Here is a 17,752-nt window from a genome sequence, read left to right as displayed (position 1 = left end):
TTCCCAAAACATTAAATGATTATTGAAATGAAAAGATTTAATAAAGTGATGATCATGGGAGCACTTGTTGCGGCTGTTGTAGGAAGCGGCTGTAAGAAGTCTTTCTTTGACATCAATAAAGATCCCAACAACGCTGTTGAGAGCAATATCACCGCGGACTTGATAGCACCTCAAGCTATGTTAAATAGTGCTAACAGAACCGGTACAGGGTATGCCTGGTTGAACATGTGGCTCGGATATTGGGCACCATCAAGCGGGTTTGCCCCAGCAGTTGAAGAACAATCGTATAATATTAACACGGCTTTTGGAGCAGGTCTGTTCAGCGGCTTAATGGACAATGCATATGATTATCAGTTCATGGAGAACCAAGCAAAAGCAACTGGACAAGATTTCTATGTAGGTATTGCTAAGATCATGAAGAGCAATAATTTTGCGCAATTGGTCGATCTATACAATAACGTTCCTTACAGTGAGGCACTGCAAGGCTTGAAAGCTATCCGTCCAAAATACGATGATGCAAAGAGTATCTATGAGGATTTGATCAAACAAGTTGATACAGCCATTTCTTTGATTAAGAGTGCTGATAAAAACAAGAACGACAAAATTGCCACAGCAGATTTGATGTTCGGTAGTGACAAAACCTTGTGGATTAAATTTGCAAACACGCTTAAGTTACGTTGGTTAATTAATCAATCTAATAGAGCTGATCGTGTTTCCTATGTTACTGCAGAAATTGCAAAAATCGTGGCCGAAGGATCTGGATTTCTTTTGGCTGGTCAGGATGCGGCTGTTACCCCAACATACACAACTGATAAGCCCAACGCATACTATAATGCCTTTGGTTTCACTTCAGTTGGAAACCCAGCAACTTCTTACTATCGAGGAAACGTGGTAGCCATTAACTACATGAAAGTAATAAATGACCCACGTTTGACTTACTACTATAAGAAGATTCTTAGGGATCCAGCAGGAGTTTTAACAGAGCCATTGACAACATTACCACCTAAAAATGTGCGCGGTAATCAATATGGATTGCCCATTGATAATAATACTTATCCATATCAAGCGGGGGATTGGGTATCTCAGATTGGCGGGGTTGACTCACCAGGCGTATACTCTCCAACTGCAAAAGGTCTTGCAAAAGGGTACAACCAACCGATGTGGGTTATAACCTCAATTGAAAGTCTATGGTTACAAGCAGAAGCAACCGCCAAAGGTTTTATCAGTGGAGATGCAAAAGCGGCATATAAGAATGCAATTCAAGAGTCTTTTAGATGGCTTGCTATTCCCAACTGGTCTATAGAATTCAATAATTGGTACAATTCTCAGGTAGCTTTGGGGAACAAGAATGTTGATTGGGATTTGAATACAACTACGGCGGATAAATACAGATTGATCATGTTTCAAAAGTATTTGGCAATGAACGGTATTGATCCATTAGTAGTATGGAATGATTTCAGAAGAAGCACCGGTGGTGTTGCTCAGGTTGACCCAGAGCCAACAAAGTATGCCGGTGGGGTTGTAGGTGCAGGTACTTATCCCTATCTTGATCTTTCTTTGAACCCCGGTAGATCGTCACAAGTAATTCCTGTTCGTTTGTTGTATCCTCAACGTGAATTGGAATTGAACTTCGCGAACGTACCAACCGTTGGTGTGAAATCAGGAGATCAGTTCACAGCAAAAATCTGGTGGATGCCATAAGCGCTCCTAGGATGAGTATTTGAAAATCAAAAAACAGTTTGAAATGAAAAATATTTTTAAAATTGGTTTGTTTGCAACAGTGGCATCTACACTTTTTGCTTCTTGCTTAAAGGACACCCCTGTTACAGATTATTCTGAATCAGCTATTAAGCCGGTAGTATTGATTCCTAATGGGAATTACCCTTCTACCAACCAGGCTGCTATCATCGCATTTGAAGCAGCCGACACTCCTAGTACGCTCAACATTACTGTTCGAGTTTCATGGAGCAAGCCTTTGGGGAAACCCTTGACAGTTACGATCGCAAAAAACAGTGCGCTCATTACAAGTCATAACACTCAATTTGGTACCAACTACCAAGAATTGAGTGCAACTGCATGGTCTTTGTCTTCTTATTCAGTAACTATTGATGCCGACAAGAACGAGGCTACATTTCCTTTGAAGATCGCTACTTCTAAAGTGGATCTTTCTAAAGAGAACATGTTGGCTTTCACTATCACCGATGCTTCTGGTGAAACCATTTCTTCTAACTTCAAAAACATTCTTCTCCCTATTGGTGTAAAGAACCGTTTTGATGGAGTATGGGACTTAACTAAGAAGCAAGTTGGTTGGGCTGCCTATGGTATTGCCGATAACCAAACTTTCCATTGGGGTGAATATGAATTGATTACTGCCGGTGTAAACAGTGTTACTACATTCAACGGGTTCTCTAACTTGTTGGCTGCGTTCACTAGCTCTGGTGGTTTGACTCAGTTCGGAGCAACCGCTCCTCGTTTCACATTCGACGCAACTAACAAATTGGTTGCCGTTCAGAATGATATTCCGGATGATGGTCGTGGACGCGTGTTGGTGATGAACCCTGCTGTTACTGATAGCAGATTTGATCCAGCGGCTAAAAAAATCTACTTGTCTTACATCATGAAGCAAAACGGAAGACCTAACCAATTCATGTATGATACATTGGTTTACATTAGTCCTAGATAAGAACTAATCATAAGTCTATATAAAAGGGCGCTTTTAGGCGCCCTTTTTGTTAATATGCTGCATGCGAATTTGAAATTTTAATACATTTAACAATTGAGATTCGCAACTAATGTAGAGCTTCAGTAACTTCAAAAAAATATCGCAACATGAAAAAACTCTTCACCCTTATTCTATTAGCGGCAGCTGTTCAAACTACCTCTGCTCAATCTATTGCCGCTTTGCAGCAACAATACACTAATTTTATCATCAATGCTCATACGCAGTTTGGGAAATCAGATAAGGCTGATTTCGTGGACGGAAGTGACAATCGTTTTTTTGGAAAAGATTGGGTGAAAGGTGGTGTTGTGAACAACTATGGAAGTGAATTGTCGAAAGGCTTTGAATTCAACTACGATTTCATGCGTCAGGAATTGTATGCCAAATGGAGTGATACTGTAATTGTAGTAGACCCTCGCACAGTGAAATACTTCTATCTGAATACTCCCACCGGAACCAAGTACTTCGTAAAGAATTTTGAGTTGGATGGAAAAGGGGAGAAGTTCTATGAGTCGTTGGCTTTTGAAGATATAGCTACCGACAGCGCCGGTGTGAAGCTCCTTAAATTCAGATCTGTAAAAAGAATTCGTGCAAATAAGAACGATTACGCTGCTAATTTCTCGGGTGATTATTCCGACACTTTCAGCAATTCTTTTGATTATTATGTTATAACTCCCGACGGCAAGTATAAAAAAGTAAAGTTGACGAAGAAAGACATTGTGAATGCGCTTTCTGCGTATCCAAAATTAAAGAATGTGAATGTGGGTGCAGTTCCCGATCAACTATCTGAAGATGCGGCTGCCGTATTCATCGAAAAACTCAATCACTCTTAAGGAAATTTAGTTGAAAGATATCGAATGGCCGGTTTCATTTTTCCTTTGAAACCGGCTATTTTTGTATACTAAACTTTGTAACATGGATCAGGCCAACGAACAACAACAACTCAATATCGAAATATCGGAAGAAGTAGCAGAAGGTACTTATGTGAACCTTGCCATCATTACCCATTCGCCTGCTGAATTCATTGTAGATTTTGTGAATGTAATGCCAGGCACTCCAAAGAGCAAGGTAAAGTCGCGCATCATTTTAACTCCTCAACATGCCAAGCGATTGATGAAAGCCTTGGTTGAAAACGTACAACGCTACGAAGCAGCTCATGGCAAAATTCAAGAACTGGAGGAAATTGCATTCCCGATGAATTTGGGTGGAGTAGTGGGGCAAGCCTGAGACAAAAAAGAGTTGTAAATTATTGGTGATTCATTGATGGTCTAAAATGTATGTTTTCCTTGGATTTTCAAAAGGTTTATGAGGCCCTTAAATTAAATATACTAGATTTATTTGTTAACACAATGCACGAATAAACTAATTTGTTGATTAATAGGAATGTTTTCCCAGTTTGGAAGAGTTTCAATAGATACTTTAGTGATGAAATGTCCTATTGAACTTTAATGGTTGAAGTATGAGGATTTTTTTCTTCTCAGTGAAATTAAAACAAATTATTTTATTTCATTAAATCATACAACTGTCAATAGCTAGTAAGCTTTGAGAATACTGTTTGATTGAATATCCTTTTGTAGAGACCAGTTTAACTATGCTGAAAAAAGAATTTTAAAGTCAGAGGATAGATGTTTCGATTATAAGATTTAGTGAAGTTTGAACAGATTGAAAGAAAATATTGTTTTTATTCATGCTACAACAGACATATTTATACAACTGTATTCTGCAATTTTTTTTAAATTAATATAATTTTCTGCGGACAGGTTTGAACTGAAATTCTAAAATAAACAGGAGAGAAATTTTACTAGTAAAAGAATAAAAGAAGAAGTTGGGATTCGTTATCGTTTATGAAACAAGTTGCTTAGAAATGAAATGAGCTCGGTACAAGTCCGAGCTCATTTCATTTGCATTATTTTAAGCTTTTAAAAACACTAAATAAGTTTATTATCTATCATTAATTAATTTGCTGGATTCTTTACGCAGTTACATTTTACTGTTCTGGAGTCACAACATGCATAGTATCCAGCCTGACAAGTCACACTACATTTTCCTCCAATGGTCTCCTCAATGCTACATTCACTCGCACCTGCTCCTCCAGAAGTACAGTTTGGCGTTCCTCCACCTCCGCCTGTTAATGGAACAATATTCATTAATTGATTTGAATAGTCTAATTTATCAAACGCAGAAGAGAATTTGTTTGTTGTCAATTTCTCTAAATCCCACTTCCCTGTCAATACCGATATACCATATCCCAAAAGCGTTTCAGTATAGGAGTCTTTTATCAACAAATTTGAATTTAACAAGTCCTTTTTTTCTTGGCTTTCTTGTTCGTTTAATCCCACTAAAAATACTTTATTCTCAATTTCAGAATGTAATGCTATAGCTCTTTTGTCTGAAAAGAAGAACATGCTAGTTGTTTTAAGATCTTGATCCTTAATAGGGATATTAATTCCTTTGTCAAATGCCAGTATAATAATTCTATCTACCTGATTGGGTGTATTCGGATCTGACGATTGCAAAAGCATTAGCTCATTATTTTCAGTAACCTGTAATACAACTTTTCCATTTTTTAAATCACCTTTTTTATCAGCAAGCGTTTTGGTAATTTCAGTTTCAATTGATGTGAAACTTTGTTTTTTGGAGCAGCTAACAAGGACAAAGCATACTAAAAAGTAATAGAATGATTTTTTCATTTTAAAAAAATTTAGGTTTAAAATATTGTAATGAAATTAGTTGATTTTTGGGATATTAACACAATATTTATCATTATGCTATTATTTTTTTATTTGTTGCAAGTTTTTCTTTTTAGTTCCTAATTTTCTTGTCAGGATTTGTCCTTGTCTCGGTATTGAAACAAAACTTCTTTATTTCGAAGACTTCATAGTCTTTATACATATAATTTTATAAAATTCCTTCATCTGCAAAGCTGTAATACCCGTCTTGACTCACGATGATGTGATCCATCACGCGGATGTCCATGAGTAACCCTGCATCTTTAATTTTCTGTGTGAGCATTTCATCGGCCTTGCTGGGGCGTAAGTTTCCGGAAGGGTGGTTGTGGCATAAGATCAGGCTCACGGCTTCTTGCTCCAATGCTTTCTTTAAAATGATTCTTGGATCGGCAACGGTGCCGGTGATCCCACCTTGGCTGATGATTTCATAATGAATGATTCTATTGGCGCGGTTGAGAAAAACGACGGAAAACACTTCATGTCCCAAATCTTGTAGTTGGTCTTTCAAAAAAGTGGCGATTTCTCGGCTATCGGTAATGGATTTTTTAAAAAGGGTAGTAGAGCTGCTGCGCCGGCGCCCGAGTTCTAAGGCGGCCGCAATGGTAATGGCTTTGGCTTCGCCGATGCCTTTTATTTTCATGAAATCGTGTGGGGAGAGGCGGCCTAGTTCCTGTAACTCATTGTTGCTCAATACTAAAATTTCTCTAGCGAGGTCGATCGCTGTTTTTTCGCGGTTTCCATGGTTGATTAAAATGGCGAGAAGTTCGGCATTGGAAAGCAGGGAAGGACTCGATTTTAGTAATTTTTCGCGGGGCCTATCGTCAATTGCCCATGTTTTTATTGAGTAAGAATTCGCTTGCATTCTTGGGTTACGATTTATATTTTTATTAGGAAATGGGGCACTAAAAAGCGCGACAGCTCGTTTTAGGCTCAGTTACGTGAAAACTTTAATCAATATCCAAATGAAACGTAAAACCACTTTTTCTGCAATTGGCGGCTATCAGCCATTTTTATTTGCCATCGGCATGTACATTGTAGCCTTGTTCTTCTCTATTTTCATCTGTTCAGCTATTTTTAATGTGTTGCATCCAAAGAAGTCTGTTGCTTCAACTGAAACGGTAAAACCAAGTACCGAGAATGCAAATATATTACTGACAGTAGCACAGAAATAATATCTAACTGAAATTCAGGTTGTTAGAAACAAATTGAGTTTTTACACTTGTTGAAAAAAATGAGTGTTAGTGGATATTTTTTGACCCCTATATCCCTGCCTTATTTTATCTTCGCCGCTCATTCAACGCGGCATGCAAAACACAGCAAAAGTATTCTCGGGTACTGGTTCGCAGTACTTAGCAGAAAAGATTGCGCAGCAATACGGCGCATCACTCGGAAAGATTACCATCAATAGGTTTAGTGACGGCGAAATTCAGCCGGTATTTCAAGAGAGTGTACGTGGAGACATGGTTTTTTTGGTTCAAAGCACCTTCTCTCCGGCGGAAAATCTCATGGAATTGTTATTAATGATCGACGCGGCACGCAGGGCATCGGCTTACAAAGTGGTTGCTGTTATCCCATATTACGGATATGCCCGCCAAGATCGTAAAGACAAGCCTCGTGTGGCCATCGGTTCTAAATTGATTGCCAATATGTTAGAGGCAGCCGGGGCCGATCGTGTGATTACCATGGACCTTCATGCCGCCCAAATTCAAGGGTATTTCGACATCCCTGTTGATCATTTGGACAGTTCGGCAATTTTTATCCCTTATATCGAGCAATTACAACTGGAAAACCTTACCTTTGCGGCCCCTGACGTGGGAAGTGCGAACCGTATCAGAGAGATTGCCAGTTACTTTAATGCTGAAATGGTGATTTGTGATAAGCATCGTAAACGTGCGAATGAGATCGCGAGCATGGTGGTAATTGGTGATGTAACGGATAGAGATGTGGTATTGATTGATGATATCTGTGATACCGGTGGAACGCTAGCAAAAAGTGCCGGTTTGTTGAAAGAGAAAGGGGCTAGAAGTGTAAGAGCTTTGTGTACGCATCCGGTATTAAGCGGCAATGCTTATGCGAACATCGAAAACAGTGTGTTGGAAGAATTAGTGGTTTGTGATACAATTCCTTTGAAGCAACACAATCACTCTAAGATTAAGGTGTTGAGTGTTTCTGAATTGTTTGCAGTAGCTATTCGCAATGCGTATGAAAACAGAAGTATCACAGGATTGTTTATTCACAGCAATCAACGTAACAAGTAACTGATACAACCGTTCAAGAGCGTTTAATTTAAAACACATATACAAATGAAATCAATTACAATTGAAGGTCAACTGAGGACCGAAACCGGGAAAAAAGCCACCCGACAAGTTCGCTCTCAGGGACTCGTGCCTTGTGTAATTTACGGCGGTGCACAGGAAGTTTCTTTTTCAGCTCCTTTGCTGGCTTTTAAGCCGCTTGTTTATTCACCCGAATTCCAAGTTGCAGAAATTAAAGTGGATGGTAAAACTTACCGTTGCATTTTGAAAGATCGTCAATTTGATAAAGTAAGCGATATTTTATCACACGTTGACTTTTTGGAATTGGTAGAAGACAGAAAAGTAGTAGCTACCATTCCTTTGAAGTTCGTAGGAACCTCTAAAGGGGTTAAAGATGGTGGTAAATTGATCACCAAAATCAAGAGTTTGAAAGTAAAATCTTTACCAAAAGATTTGAAAGAGAATATTGAGGTTGATATTACCAACCTGGAGATCAATGGAAATATTCGTGTTGAGGACGTTAAAGAGCCTGCATACGAAATTTTGAACTCTCCCCGTATTCCTATTGCTTCTGTGGTAACAACGCGTCAGCTGAAGATTGAAGAAGCGGCGGCTCCTAAGAAGTAATCCATACTTTATAACACGTAAGATGCCTCGGCCTTTGGGTCGGGGCATTGGTGTTTAAAAAAGGAGGGAGGATGAGAGGAGACGAGGATAGAGGAAATACAGAGAAAGAACAGGGAGGGAATACAGAGAAGGAAGAGGGGGAAGAACAGGGGGGAAGAGAGGAACGAGGATGAGAGGAGACGAGGGACGAGGAAATACAGAAAAAGAACAGGGAGGGAATACAGAGAAGGAAGAGGGGGAAGAACAGGGGGGAAGAGAGGAACGAGGATGAGAGGAGACGAGGGAAGAGGAAATACAGAAAAAGAACAGGGAGGGAACACAGAGAAGGAAGACGGAAAACAACAGCTAGGAAGAGAAGAACGAGGATGCGAGGAGACGAGGGACGAGGAAATACAGAGAAAGAACAGGGAGGGCATACAGAGAAGGATGAGGGGGAAGAACAGGGGGAAGAGAAGAACGAGGATGCGAGGAGACGAGGTACGAGGAAATACAGAGAAAGAACAGGGAGGGAATACAGAGAAGGAAGAGGGGGAAGAACAAGGGGGAAGAGAAGAACGAGGATGAGAGGAGACGAGGAGGGAGGAAATACAGAGAAGGAAGAGGGGGAAGAACAGGGGGGAAGAGAAGAACGAGGATGCGAGGAGACGAGGAGAGAGGAAATACAGGAAAGGCTGCTTATTATTCAGGCACAAGCTTACGCTTGCGCCAATAGCAGATTGAAATGAAACACTGATTCGATTCTTTAGGAGTCGCACATTAGTAGGCAGAGTTGTAATATTGTAGAAAATACTACTAAGTGGGTATAGTTGATTTAAGCAAAATAAAAGAGCTTTAGTATGTCGAAGTTTTTAATTGTGGGATTGGGAAATATTGGTGCAACGTATGTAAATACCCGGCACAATATCGGGTTTGATGTGGTAGACGCTTTTGTTGCGAAACACGAAGGCAGTTTCCGTTCGGATCGATTGGCCGATGTGGCAGAGATCAAATACAAAGGCCGTAACCTAACTATCATAAAGCCAACCACTTACATGAATCTAAGTGGAAAGGCTGTAAAGTACTGGATGGACAAGGAAAAGATCCAACAAGATCATATATTAGTAATTGTAGATGAATTGGCATTGCCGCTCGATAAAGTAAGAATCCGCCCTTCAGGCAGTGCTGCCGGACATAACGGTCTTTCTAATATTCAAGAATGCCTCGGATCAGATCAGTACCCTCGTTTGCGTTTTGGCATTGGAAATCAGTTCCCAAAAGGTGGGCAGGTCGATTTTGTACTTGGAAAATGGAATACCGAAGAATGGCCCCTTGTGAAGCTTAAAATTGAGAAATCGGTGGAAATAATAGAAACAGTGGTGTTTCGAGGCCTAACTGAGGCCATGAATCAGTGGAATAAAGTGGTGTTTACCCTATGATTTGTAAAATCAAATCTTTATTTTCGCACACATGATTCTATGTATCTGCATATTTTGATATTCAATACACCTATGTAAAGCGTACCCCAGGTCTTTTTAGGCCTATGAAACTTGAAAACAAAATTTTGATTTAAACCCTTTATTGAATATGAAAATATTCTGTGTTGGCCGTAATTATGTGGCTCACGCTTTAGAACTAGGAAATGAAGTGCCGGACGAACCGGTAATCTTTATGAAACCGAAAAGTGCTTTACTTCAGGCTCATACTCCTTTCTATTATCCCGAATTTACGAATGAACTTCACTACGAAGCTGAATTGGTATTGCGTATTTCTAAGAATGGAAAATACATTCAAGAGCGATTTGCGTCTAAATACTACGATGCAGTAAGCGTAGGTATCGACTTTACAGCTCGCGATGTACAAAATGACCTAAAGGCAAAAGGGTTGCCTTGGGAAAAAGCAAAAGCATGGGACAATTCGGCCGTTGTAGGCAAGTGGATCCCTTTGCAAAACATTAAAAACAAAAAAGACATCAATTTCAGTTTGAAGAAAAACGGGGAATTGGTGCAAGAAGGAAATTCAGGATTGATGATCAATAATTTTGATAAGGTTGTTGCTCATATTTCTAACTATTTTTCCGTTAATATTGGAGACTTGATTTTTACCGGTACACCGGCAGGTGTAGGTGAATGTGTGGTGGGTGATGAGTTGGAAGGGTTCATCGATCAAGAATCTATGTTTCAAATCGAGATCAAATAACAGTTATAGATCACTACAAGGGAAAGCCATTTACCATTTGTTTGGTAGATGGCTTTATTTTTTTCGCAAAGGAAACGAAGCAAGCGAAGGTTCACAAAGGATAATCCCACCATTATATTCCAAAGTACCTAACCCCTAAAACCTAAAGCCTAAGGCCTAACGCCTAACACCTAAAGCCTAACGCCTAACACCTAATTAATTCCCCCAACCTAACACTTATTAGTTATTTTTGCGTTATTGTAGTTGAACTTGCTTGTTATATTATGGTTACCAACGAATTATTGATACGCGCCTATCGGAACATGTGTTATGCTCAAGTGATGGCGCATACTTACGAACAAAACCGATCGGTTTGTAAATATGTACACTCCACGTCCCGAGGTCATGAGGCAATTCAATTGGCCGCTGCTTTTCAATTGTTGCCTTGCGATTATGTGAGTCCTTACTATAGAGACGAAAGCATGTTGTTGGGTATGGGATTCACACCCTACCAATTGCAACTTCAATTGTTGGCTAAGGGAGCCGATATTTTCTCCGGAGGGCGGTCTTACTATTCTCATCCCAGTTACAAAGGACCCGATCATCCGCAAATCATCCATCAAAGCAGTGCTACCGGAATGCAATTAATTCCAACTACCGGTATTGCACAAGGAATTCGATACCTAGAACGCCATTTACAAGAGCGACTGGTAAAAGGTCCTAATGGGGAACTACCCATTGTGCTCTGTTCGCTCGGAGATGCCAGCATTACGGAAGGGGAAGTGAGTGAAGCATTGCAATTTTCAGTTTTGAAACATTTGCCTATTATTTATTTGGTTCAAGACAATGAATGGGGCATCAGTGTTAGTGCATCCGAGGCCCGCGCGATGGATGCTTATGAGTATGCGAGTGGCTTTAAAGGCATGGGGCGTTTTAGAATTGACGGCAGCAATTTTATTGAGGCTTATGAAGCGATGAAAGCCGTGGTTGATTATGTGCGCGAAAACAGAACACCTTTTTTAGTACAAGCAAAAGTGCCGTTATTGGGGCATCATACCAGTGGGGTTCGCAAAGAGTTTTATAGACCGGAAGATGATTTGGAAGAGGACCGCAAAGACGATCCGTTTCCAAAACTTCGCAATTATATGAGAGCAGCGGGCATCTCCGATGAAGTGGTGCACGGCATTGAAGAAGAGGCGGTGAGACGGGTGGAATCTGATTTTGCGGCAGCAATGGCGGCTCCTGATCCTGAACCGGATTCGGTTACAAAGTATGTGTTTAAGGAGGAAGCGAGGAAAATGGGAAACGAGGAGACGAGGAAGCGAGGAGACGAGGAGCGAGGAGGGAAGAACGAGGAAGAGAGGAAAATAGGAAACGAGGAAGCGAAGAAGCCGATTGTAATGGTAGATGCAGCTTTGTATGCCATTCGAGAAATTATGGAAGATTTTCCGGAAGCCGTTTTATATGGACAGGACGTGGGATATCGGTTAGGCGGTGTGTTTAGAGAAGCTGCAACATTGGCTGATCAATTTGGGAAACATCGGGTATTCAACACTGCTATACAGGAAGCATATATTATTGGCTCAACGGTGGGAATGAGTGCGGTTGGATTGAAGCCGATTGTTGAAGTGCAATTCGCCGATTATATCTATCCCGGTTTCAATCAATTGGTGACCGAGATCTCAAAGAGTTGTTATTTGAGTAACGGAAAGTATCCCGTTCAAACCTTGATACGAGTGCCTATTGGAGCTTATGGTGGTGGCGGCCCCTATCATAGCGGATCGGTTGAGAGTACCTTGCTTTCGGTGAAAGGAATTAAAGTAGTGTATCCGTCGAATGCAGCTGATATGAAGGGTTTAATGAAAGCTGCTTTTTTGGATCCGAATCCGGTGGTAATGCTCGAGCACAAGGGATTATATTGGAGCAAGGTTCCCGGTACGGAAGGAGCCAAACGAATAGAACCAGATAAAGACTATATTGTTCCGCTGGGCAAAGCTGCTGTTGTGTTGCAAGCCGACGAACACGCTGTTACCAATGGAAATTCATGTTGCATTATTACTTATGGAATGGGCGTGTATTGGGCATTGGGCGCTGCGGAATCTTTTCCGGGGCAAATTGAAATTGTGGATCTGCGAACTTTGTATCCACTTGACGAGGCTTGTGTATACGAAACAGTGCAAAAGCATGGAAGATGTTTGTTGCTAACAGAAGAACAACAGTCGCATTCCTTTATGGAGAGTTTAGCGGGTCGTATTTCGCATGCCTGTTTCCGTTATTTGGATGCGCCGGTAGAGGTGTTGGGAGCGCTTGATTTACCTGCCGTTCCTTTGAATGTAGGATTGGAGAAAGAAATGCTTCCGAATAAGGAGAGGGTGGAAGCGGCGGTGAGGAAGCTAATTATTAATTAATAATTAAGAATTAATAATTAAACAGCCGGCAGTCAGGTTGATTGAATATTAAAAGCTATTCTGGTTAAACTGTTCTAATCTGTGCCGTCGGTGGTCAAGAAAAGACTAACACCTAAAGCCTAAGGCCCAATGCCTAATATCCTTAACTCAAAACTTACAATTTTCCTTATCACGCCAGAATTAATTGTTGCTCATTAATTATTAATTATTCCGTATATTCATTTCGGATTCTCTCGTATTGGAAACCAAATGAATTTTCTATGGGAGCGGCCTCACTGATTGTCTTGCTGATAGCAGCCATTGCTTTTTCTGTAATAGCAATGCTGGTATCGAAAATATTAACCAAAGCTACGCGCAACCCACAAAAGGGCGAGCCGTATGAGTGCGGTATTCCCAGTACCGGCAGGGCTTGGACACAAATGCAAGTGGGTTATTATCTTTTCGCTTTATTGTTTTTACTTTTTGATGTTGAACTGGTATTTCTATATCCTTGGGCCGTTGTGGTGAAGTCTGCAGGCTGGTTAGGAATGATTGAAATGCTCGTCTTCTTTTTCATATTATTTATTGGATTTCTTTACGCCCATAGAAAAGGCGCATTGAAATGGGTGTAACCAAAAATTATTGAATAGGTGGCAGGAACGAATTTACAAGATAGTTTTCCGGGCTCTGTGCATCCAACAGCAGATGGTGGCATCATGCTGAGTAAATTGGATGATATCATTAATTGGGCTCGCTCCAATTCATTGTGGCCGCTTACGTTTGCCACGTCTTGCTGTGGCATTGAAATGATGGCCACAGCGTCTGCGAAATATGATTTCTCCAGATTTGGATTTGAAGTGGCCAGGGCTACTCCTCGTCAGGCCGATGTAATAATCATCGCCGGAACCATCGTCAATAAAATGGCTCCTGTACTCAAACGTCTTTACGACCAAATGGCCGATCCAAAATATGTTATTGCGATGGGCGCCTGTGCCATTAGTGGAGGCCCTTTCTTCTACAATACCTATTCTGTAGTGAAAGGAGCCGATCATATCATTCCGGTGGATGTGTATGTAGCGGGTTGTCCACCACGACCAGAAGCCTTGCTCCATGCACTGTTGAGCTTGCAGGAGAAAATTAAGAGAGGGGAGACGAGGGAGCAGGGTTAATTAATAATTAAGAATTAATAATTAAAAATGGAACAGCCGGGAGTAGTTAATAATTAATAGGTAATAATTAATAATGGAACAGCCGGGAGTAATTAATAATTAAGAATTAATAATTAATAATGAAACAGCCGGAGAACAGGAACGAGGATGAGAGGAGACGAAGAGCGAGGAAATACAGCGTAGAAGATATTTATGAATAGAAGGGATGATTGTAGCTGAGGTCCGCCGTCGATTTATCGCGTTGAATGATGAGAGGAGAAAACACAAAAACGACGAGGAAGAAGAACAGGAGGAAACAGGAGCGAAATTGGGAAGAAAGGGGAAATACCGAGAGCCTGCCAGCGCTGCGAAAACGCTGCGATCTCTGCGCCACCGCGGTTAAGGAAAAGAAAAAACAGGGGGAGTTAATTAATAATTAATAAGTAATAATTAATAATGAAACAGCCGGAGAACAGGAACGAGGACTAGAGGAAACGAGGAGCGAGGAAATACAGAGAGAGAACAGGGGGAGTAACAAGTATATAACCTATTAGATACTAAATGACAGAGGAAGTAATTGCATACTTGAAAGAGCAGTTGAAAGAAGCAACTTGGGAGGAAGGGACAGCCTGGCCTACGGTGGCGCTGCAACCACTGCTTTTCAAAGAGCAGATGCAATTGCTTCGTTCTGATGAAAACTTGCAGTTTGATTATCTATTCAATGAAACCTGTATCGATTGGAAAACACACCTAACGATGGTGTATCATCTTCGTTCGATGCAGTACAAACATCAATTGGTAATTAAATTGGTCGTTGATAGAAATCAACCTGAAGTGCCTACATTGAGTGATGTTTGGCAATCGGCTAATTTCTTGGAAAGAGAAGTGTATGAAATGTTTGGCGTGAATTTTATCGGTCACCCCGATTTGCGACTCTTGATTCTTCCCGATGGTTGGGAAGGAAAGAACCCACTTCGAAAAGATTTTGAAGACCCTATTAATATGATTCGCTTGTAAGATGCAAGAAACGATTGGACATAGCACTACCGGTGATCTCGTGATCAATGTAGGACCTCAACATCCTGCTACCCATGGGGTATTGCATTTGGTGATTCATTTACAAGGCGAAACCATCACGAAAGTAGAACCACACTTAGGTTATATCCATCGTTCCATTGAAAAGATGTGCGAGAGTTTGACTTATCGCCAATTCATTTATGTAACGAGTAGGATGGATTATCTTTCTGCTCATATTAATAATCTAGCTTGCGCACTTTGTGTAGAGAAGGGGTTAGGTGTTGAAATACCGGAAAGAGCTCAAGTGATTCGAGTGTTGATGAGTGAACTTACGCGCATCGCTTCTCATGAGTTGTGGTGGGGAGCAATGGCAATGGACTTAGGAGCATTCACTCCTTTCTTTCATGCTTTCAGAGAGCGTGAAAGTATCAACGATATTATGGAAGAAACCTGTGGCGCCCGTTTGACCATGAACTATATGGTGCCCGGTGGTGTGATGATGGACCTTCATCCTAATTTTCAAAAAAGAGTAAAAGATTTTTTGCAACTGTATAAATCTAAAATAGATGAATACGATGAAATGGTGACAGGCAATATCATCTTTCAAAATCGTATGAAGGGCGTGGGGTATTTATCAAAAGAAGATGCCATCAGTTTTGGTTGCAGCGGTCCTACCGCTCGTGCCAGTGGGGTGAGTTGTGATGTGCGAAAATGGTATCCTTATGAAATCTATTCAAAATTAGATTTTGAGGAAGTGATTGAAACAGGAGGCGATTCCTTGGCCCGTTACATGGTACGTATTCGGGAAATGAAGGAATCAATAAGAATTGTAGAACAATTGATTGATGCCATTCCGGAAGGGCCGTTTCAAGCGAAGACAAAAGCAGTTTTGAAACTTCCGAAGGGAGAGTTTTATCAACAAGTAGAAACAGCACGTGGCGAATTGGGTGTATATATTGTTAGTGAAGGAGGCACCACACCTTATCGAATTAAATTTAGGTCACCGGGTTTTTCAAATCTCTCTGCTTTGGAAACCATGGTAAAAGGCTCGAAGATTGGCGATTTGGTAGCTGCTATGGGAACATTGGATTTGGTAATACCGGATATAGATCGTTAGATTATTATGAGTTTATCATCACTTGCACAACAAATTCATCTATGGTTGCTCGGACATATGTCGGAGCAATGGACATTGGTGCTAGAGATGATAATTGCAGGCATTTTGGTGATCAGCTTTTTTGCAGTGCTCGGATTGGTGCTAGTATATATGGAACGTAAAGTATCTGCTTGGATGCAAATTCGATTGGGGCCTAACCGAGTTGGACCAAAGGGATTGTTGCAATCCTTCGCAGATACACTGAAGCTATTGATCAAAGAAGGACTCACGCCGGATGGTGCCGACAAGTTTTTGTTCAATATTGCACCCATTGGAGCCATTATGGTTTCAATGTTGTTGATGGCCCCCATTCCTTTTGCAAAGGACTTTCAATTGTGGGACATTAATATAGGAGTACTGTATGTATCTGCTGTTTCCTCTCTATCTGTGATCAGTATTTTAGTGGCAGGTTGGAGTAGTAATAACAAGTATTCTTTGTTGGGTGCCATGCGCAGCGGCGCACAAATAGTGAGTTATGAATTAAGTGCGGGTATGGCAATTATGACAATTGTAATTCTATCAGGGAGTTTGAGCTTAACAGAAATCATTCAATCGCAACAGAATGGCTGGTGGTTGTTTAAAGGGCATGTTCCCGTAATCATTGCATTTGTAATATATATCATTGCTGTTACGGCAGAAACCAATAGAGCACCTTTTGATATGGCCGAAGCAGAGTCGGAATTAACCGCAGGATTTCACACCGAATATTCAGGGATGAAATTTGCCTTATTCTTTTTGGCGGAATACGTGAATGTGTTTATTGTGTGTGCAATTGGTGCGATTTTGTTTTTAGGCGGTTGGATGCCCTTGCATATTGGTGAGTGGACGGCCTTCAATCATATTATGGATTATATTCCATCCAGTATTTGGTTTATGGGAAAGACTTTTGGATTGATTTTTTTGATCATGTGGTTTCGGTGGACGTTTCCAAGATTGCGTGTGGATCAACTGTTGAAATTGGAGTGGAATTATTTATTACCCATTAGTATGGTAAATGTGGTGTTGGTAACAGCACTCGCTATTTTAGGATGGTATTTTAAGTAAGATGTTTTTGATCAACTATATAAAAGAAGTAGCTGCGGCCATCGGATCTCTCTTAAAAGGGATGCGGAGAACGGGTTATTATTTTACGCATCACAAAGAGATCATTACGCAACAATATCCCGATAACCGAGATCACTTGAATTTACCGGAGCGGTTCAAAGGAGAAGTGGTAATGCCGCATAATGAAGCCAATGAACATCGTTGCACAGGGTGTACGGCTTGCGAATTGGCCTGTCCGAATGGAACGATCAAAGTGATCACGAAATTCGATATTACACCCGAAGGAAAGAAGAAAAAGGCCATCGATAAATTAGTGTATCATTTGGAACTCTGTACGCTTTGCAATTTGTGCATTGAAGCTTGTCCCAGTGATGCCATTAAAATGGCTCAAACTTTTGAACACAGCGTTTTTGATCGTTCGCAGTTGACAAAAATTTTAAACAATCCGGATTCTAAAATAATGGACGGCGTAGAATAATGGGGATTGAATTCAGCGATATTATTTTTTACTTGTTG

Annotated in this window: 19 protein-coding genes; 17 read left to right on the top strand and 2 right to left on the bottom strand. The window is 40.7% G+C overall.

Annotated elements, in window-relative coordinates; genetic code table 11:
* The first annotated feature begins 27 nt into the window (after window positions 1-27).
* The 4 genes from ACQ2HE_RS08885 to ACQ2HE_RS08870 all read left to right on the top strand — a co-directional run bounded on the left by ACQ2HE_RS08885 (window position 28) and on the right by ACQ2HE_RS08870 (window position 3,946).
* Window positions 28-1,701 (top strand): SusD/RagB family nutrient-binding outer membrane lipoprotein, encoded by a 1,674-nt coding sequence (locus ACQ2HE_RS08885; RefSeq protein ID WP_430898452.1) that lies wholly within the window; start codon window positions 28-30, stop codon window positions 1,699-1,701.
* A gap of 43 nt (window positions 1,702-1,744) precedes the next feature.
* Window positions 1,745-2,683, top strand: coding sequence for a DUF1735 domain-containing protein (locus ACQ2HE_RS08880; protein WP_430898453.1), 939 nt, complete (start codon window positions 1,745-1,747; stop codon window positions 2,681-2,683).
* A 146-nt stretch (window positions 2,684-2,829) separates the two neighbouring features.
* On the top strand, window positions 2,830-3,552 hold the full coding sequence (locus tag ACQ2HE_RS08875; protein WP_430898455.1) for a hypothetical protein: 723 nt from the start codon (window positions 2,830-2,832) through the stop codon (window positions 3,550-3,552).
* 82 nt (window positions 3,553-3,634) lie between these two features.
* Window positions 3,635-3,946, top strand: coding sequence for a DUF3467 domain-containing protein (locus tag ACQ2HE_RS08870; protein WP_430898457.1), 312 nt, complete (start codon window positions 3,635-3,637; stop codon window positions 3,944-3,946).
* 728 nt (window positions 3,947-4,674) lie between these two features.
* Here ACQ2HE_RS08870 and ACQ2HE_RS08865 read toward each other — a convergent pair.
* On the bottom strand, window positions 4,675-5,409 hold the full coding sequence (locus ACQ2HE_RS08865) for a hypothetical protein (RefSeq protein WP_430898459.1): 735 nt from the start codon (window positions 5,407-5,409) through the stop codon (window positions 4,675-4,677).
* 208 nt (window positions 5,410-5,617) lie between these two features.
* A complete protein-coding gene (gene radC, locus ACQ2HE_RS08860; protein WP_430898461.1) occupies window positions 5,618-6,310 on the bottom strand; it encodes a RadC family protein in 693 nt (230 codons plus the stop codon).
* A 100-nt stretch (window positions 6,311-6,410) separates the two neighbouring features.
* Between radC and ACQ2HE_RS08855 the strand changes: the two genes are divergently transcribed.
* From ACQ2HE_RS08855 to ACQ2HE_RS08795, 13 genes are all read left to right on the top strand, one after another.
* Window positions 6,411-6,620 (top strand): hypothetical protein, encoded by a 210-nt coding sequence (locus ACQ2HE_RS08855; RefSeq protein WP_430898463.1) that lies wholly within the window; start codon window positions 6,411-6,413, stop codon window positions 6,618-6,620.
* A 132-nt stretch (window positions 6,621-6,752) separates the two neighbouring features.
* The gene (locus ACQ2HE_RS08850) at window positions 6,753-7,706 is read left to right on the top strand and encodes a ribose-phosphate pyrophosphokinase (protein ID WP_430898465.1); all 954 of its coding nucleotides are present in this window, start codon (window positions 6,753-6,755) and stop codon (window positions 7,704-7,706) included.
* Window positions 7,707-7,751: 45 nt separating this feature from the next.
* Window positions 7,752-8,330, top strand: a complete 579-nt coding sequence (locus ACQ2HE_RS08845; RefSeq protein ID WP_430898467.1) for a 50S ribosomal protein L25 — start codon at window positions 7,752-7,754, stop codon at window positions 8,328-8,330.
* Window positions 8,331-8,597: 267 nt separating this feature from the next.
* The gene (locus ACQ2HE_RS08840; protein WP_430902436.1) at window positions 8,598-8,894 is read left to right on the top strand and encodes a hypothetical protein; all 297 of its coding nucleotides are present in this window, start codon (window positions 8,598-8,600) and stop codon (window positions 8,892-8,894) included.
* Window positions 8,895-9,166: 272 nt separating this feature from the next.
* The gene (gene pth / locus ACQ2HE_RS08835) at window positions 9,167-9,745 is read left to right on the top strand and encodes an aminoacyl-tRNA hydrolase (protein ID WP_430898471.1); all 579 of its coding nucleotides are present in this window, start codon (window positions 9,167-9,169) and stop codon (window positions 9,743-9,745) included.
* Window positions 9,746-9,893: 148 nt separating this feature from the next.
* Window positions 9,894-10,505, top strand: coding sequence for a fumarylacetoacetate hydrolase family protein (locus ACQ2HE_RS08830; RefSeq protein ID WP_430898473.1), 612 nt, complete (start codon window positions 9,894-9,896; stop codon window positions 10,503-10,505).
* 263 nt (window positions 10,506-10,768) lie between these two features.
* Window positions 10,769-12,892: an alpha-ketoacid dehydrogenase subunit alpha/beta gene (locus ACQ2HE_RS08825; RefSeq protein WP_430898475.1), complete on the top strand. Its 2,124-nt coding sequence runs from the start codon at window positions 10,769-10,771 to the stop codon at window positions 12,890-12,892.
* Between the two features lie 260 nt (window positions 12,893-13,152).
* Window positions 13,153-13,503, top strand: coding sequence for an NADH-quinone oxidoreductase subunit A (locus ACQ2HE_RS08820; RefSeq protein WP_430898477.1), 351 nt, complete (start codon window positions 13,153-13,155; stop codon window positions 13,501-13,503).
* A gap of 18 nt (window positions 13,504-13,521) precedes the next feature.
* Window positions 13,522-14,040: an NADH-quinone oxidoreductase subunit B gene (locus tag ACQ2HE_RS08815; protein ID WP_430898479.1), complete on the top strand. Its 519-nt coding sequence runs from the start codon at window positions 13,522-13,524 to the stop codon at window positions 14,038-14,040.
* A 540-nt stretch (window positions 14,041-14,580) separates the two neighbouring features.
* Entirely contained in the window at window positions 14,581-15,036 is a 456-nt protein-coding gene (locus ACQ2HE_RS08810; protein WP_430898481.1) for an NADH-quinone oxidoreductase subunit C, read from the top strand.
* 1 nt (window position 15,037) lies between these two features.
* Window positions 15,038-16,153: an NADH-quinone oxidoreductase subunit D gene (locus tag ACQ2HE_RS08805; protein ID WP_430898482.1), complete on the top strand. Its 1,116-nt coding sequence runs from the start codon at window positions 15,038-15,040 to the stop codon at window positions 16,151-16,153.
* A 6-nt stretch (window positions 16,154-16,159) separates the two neighbouring features.
* Window positions 16,160-17,236 (top strand): NADH-quinone oxidoreductase subunit NuoH, encoded by a 1,077-nt coding sequence (nuoH, locus tag ACQ2HE_RS08800; RefSeq protein WP_430898484.1) that lies wholly within the window; start codon window positions 16,160-16,162, stop codon window positions 17,234-17,236.
* Between the two features lies 1 nt (window position 17,237).
* Window positions 17,238-17,714, top strand: a complete 477-nt coding sequence (locus ACQ2HE_RS08795) for a 4Fe-4S binding protein (RefSeq protein WP_430898486.1) — start codon at window positions 17,238-17,240, stop codon at window positions 17,712-17,714.
* Window positions 17,715-17,752: the final 38 nt, after the last annotated feature.

It is taken from the genome of Endoryza foliicola (assembly GCF_050589245.1).
Classification (GTDB): Bacteria; Bacteroidota; Bacteroidia; order Chitinophagales; family Chitinophagaceae; genus Endoryza; species Endoryza foliicola.
Note: the sequence above shows the minus strand (reverse complement) of the source record. Positions and strands in the feature narration are given on the sequence as shown.

Bases quoted from the DNA above. Each gene is read 5' to 3' on its own strand.
- ACQ2HE_RS08865 (WP_430898459.1), bottom strand. From the start codon at position 5,409: ATGAAAAAATCATTCTATTACTTTTTAGTATGCTTTGTCCTTGTTAGC.
- nuoH (WP_430898484.1), top strand. From the start codon at position 16,160: ATGAGTTTATCATCACTTGCACAACAAATTCATCTATGGTTGCTCGGA.
- ACQ2HE_RS08830 (WP_430898473.1), top strand. From the start codon at position 9,894: ATGAAAATATTCTGTGTTGGCCGTAATTATGTGGCTCACGCTTTAGAA.
- ACQ2HE_RS08875 (WP_430898455.1), top strand. From the start codon at position 2,830: ATGAAAAAACTCTTCACCCTTATTCTATTAGCGGCAGCTGTTCAAACT.
- pth (WP_430898471.1), top strand. From the start codon at position 9,167: ATGTCGAAGTTTTTAATTGTGGGATTGGGAAATATTGGTGCAACGTAT.
- ACQ2HE_RS08805 (WP_430898482.1), top strand. From the start codon at position 15,038: ATGCAAGAAACGATTGGACATAGCACTACCGGTGATCTCGTGATCAAT.
- radC (WP_430898461.1), bottom strand. From the start codon at position 6,310: ATGCAAGCGAATTCTTACTCAATAAAAACATGGGCAATTGACGATAGG.
- ACQ2HE_RS08810 (WP_430898481.1), top strand. From the start codon at position 14,581: ATGACAGAGGAAGTAATTGCATACTTGAAAGAGCAGTTGAAAGAAGCA.
- ACQ2HE_RS08850 (WP_430898465.1), top strand. From the start codon at position 6,753: ATGCAAAACACAGCAAAAGTATTCTCGGGTACTGGTTCGCAGTACTTA.
- ACQ2HE_RS08870 (WP_430898457.1), top strand. From the start codon at position 3,635: ATGGATCAGGCCAACGAACAACAACAACTCAATATCGAAATATCGGAA.
- ACQ2HE_RS08880 (WP_430898453.1), top strand. From the start codon at position 1,745: ATGAAAAATATTTTTAAAATTGGTTTGTTTGCAACAGTGGCATCTACA.
- ACQ2HE_RS08820 (WP_430898477.1), top strand. From the start codon at position 13,153: ATGGGAGCGGCCTCACTGATTGTCTTGCTGATAGCAGCCATTGCTTTT.
- ACQ2HE_RS08825 (WP_430898475.1), top strand. From the start codon at position 10,769: ATGGTTACCAACGAATTATTGATACGCGCCTATCGGAACATGTGTTAT.
- ACQ2HE_RS08840 (WP_430902436.1), top strand. From the start codon at position 8,598: ATGAGAGGAGACGAGGGAAGAGGAAATACAGAAAAAGAACAGGGAGGG.
- ACQ2HE_RS08885 (WP_430898452.1), top strand. From the start codon at position 28: ATGAAAAGATTTAATAAAGTGATGATCATGGGAGCACTTGTTGCGGCT.
- ACQ2HE_RS08855 (WP_430898463.1), top strand. From the start codon at position 6,411: ATGAAACGTAAAACCACTTTTTCTGCAATTGGCGGCTATCAGCCATTT.
- ACQ2HE_RS08845 (WP_430898467.1), top strand. From the start codon at position 7,752: ATGAAATCAATTACAATTGAAGGTCAACTGAGGACCGAAACCGGGAAA.
- ACQ2HE_RS08795 (WP_430898486.1), top strand. From the start codon at position 17,238: ATGTTTTTGATCAACTATATAAAAGAAGTAGCTGCGGCCATCGGATCT.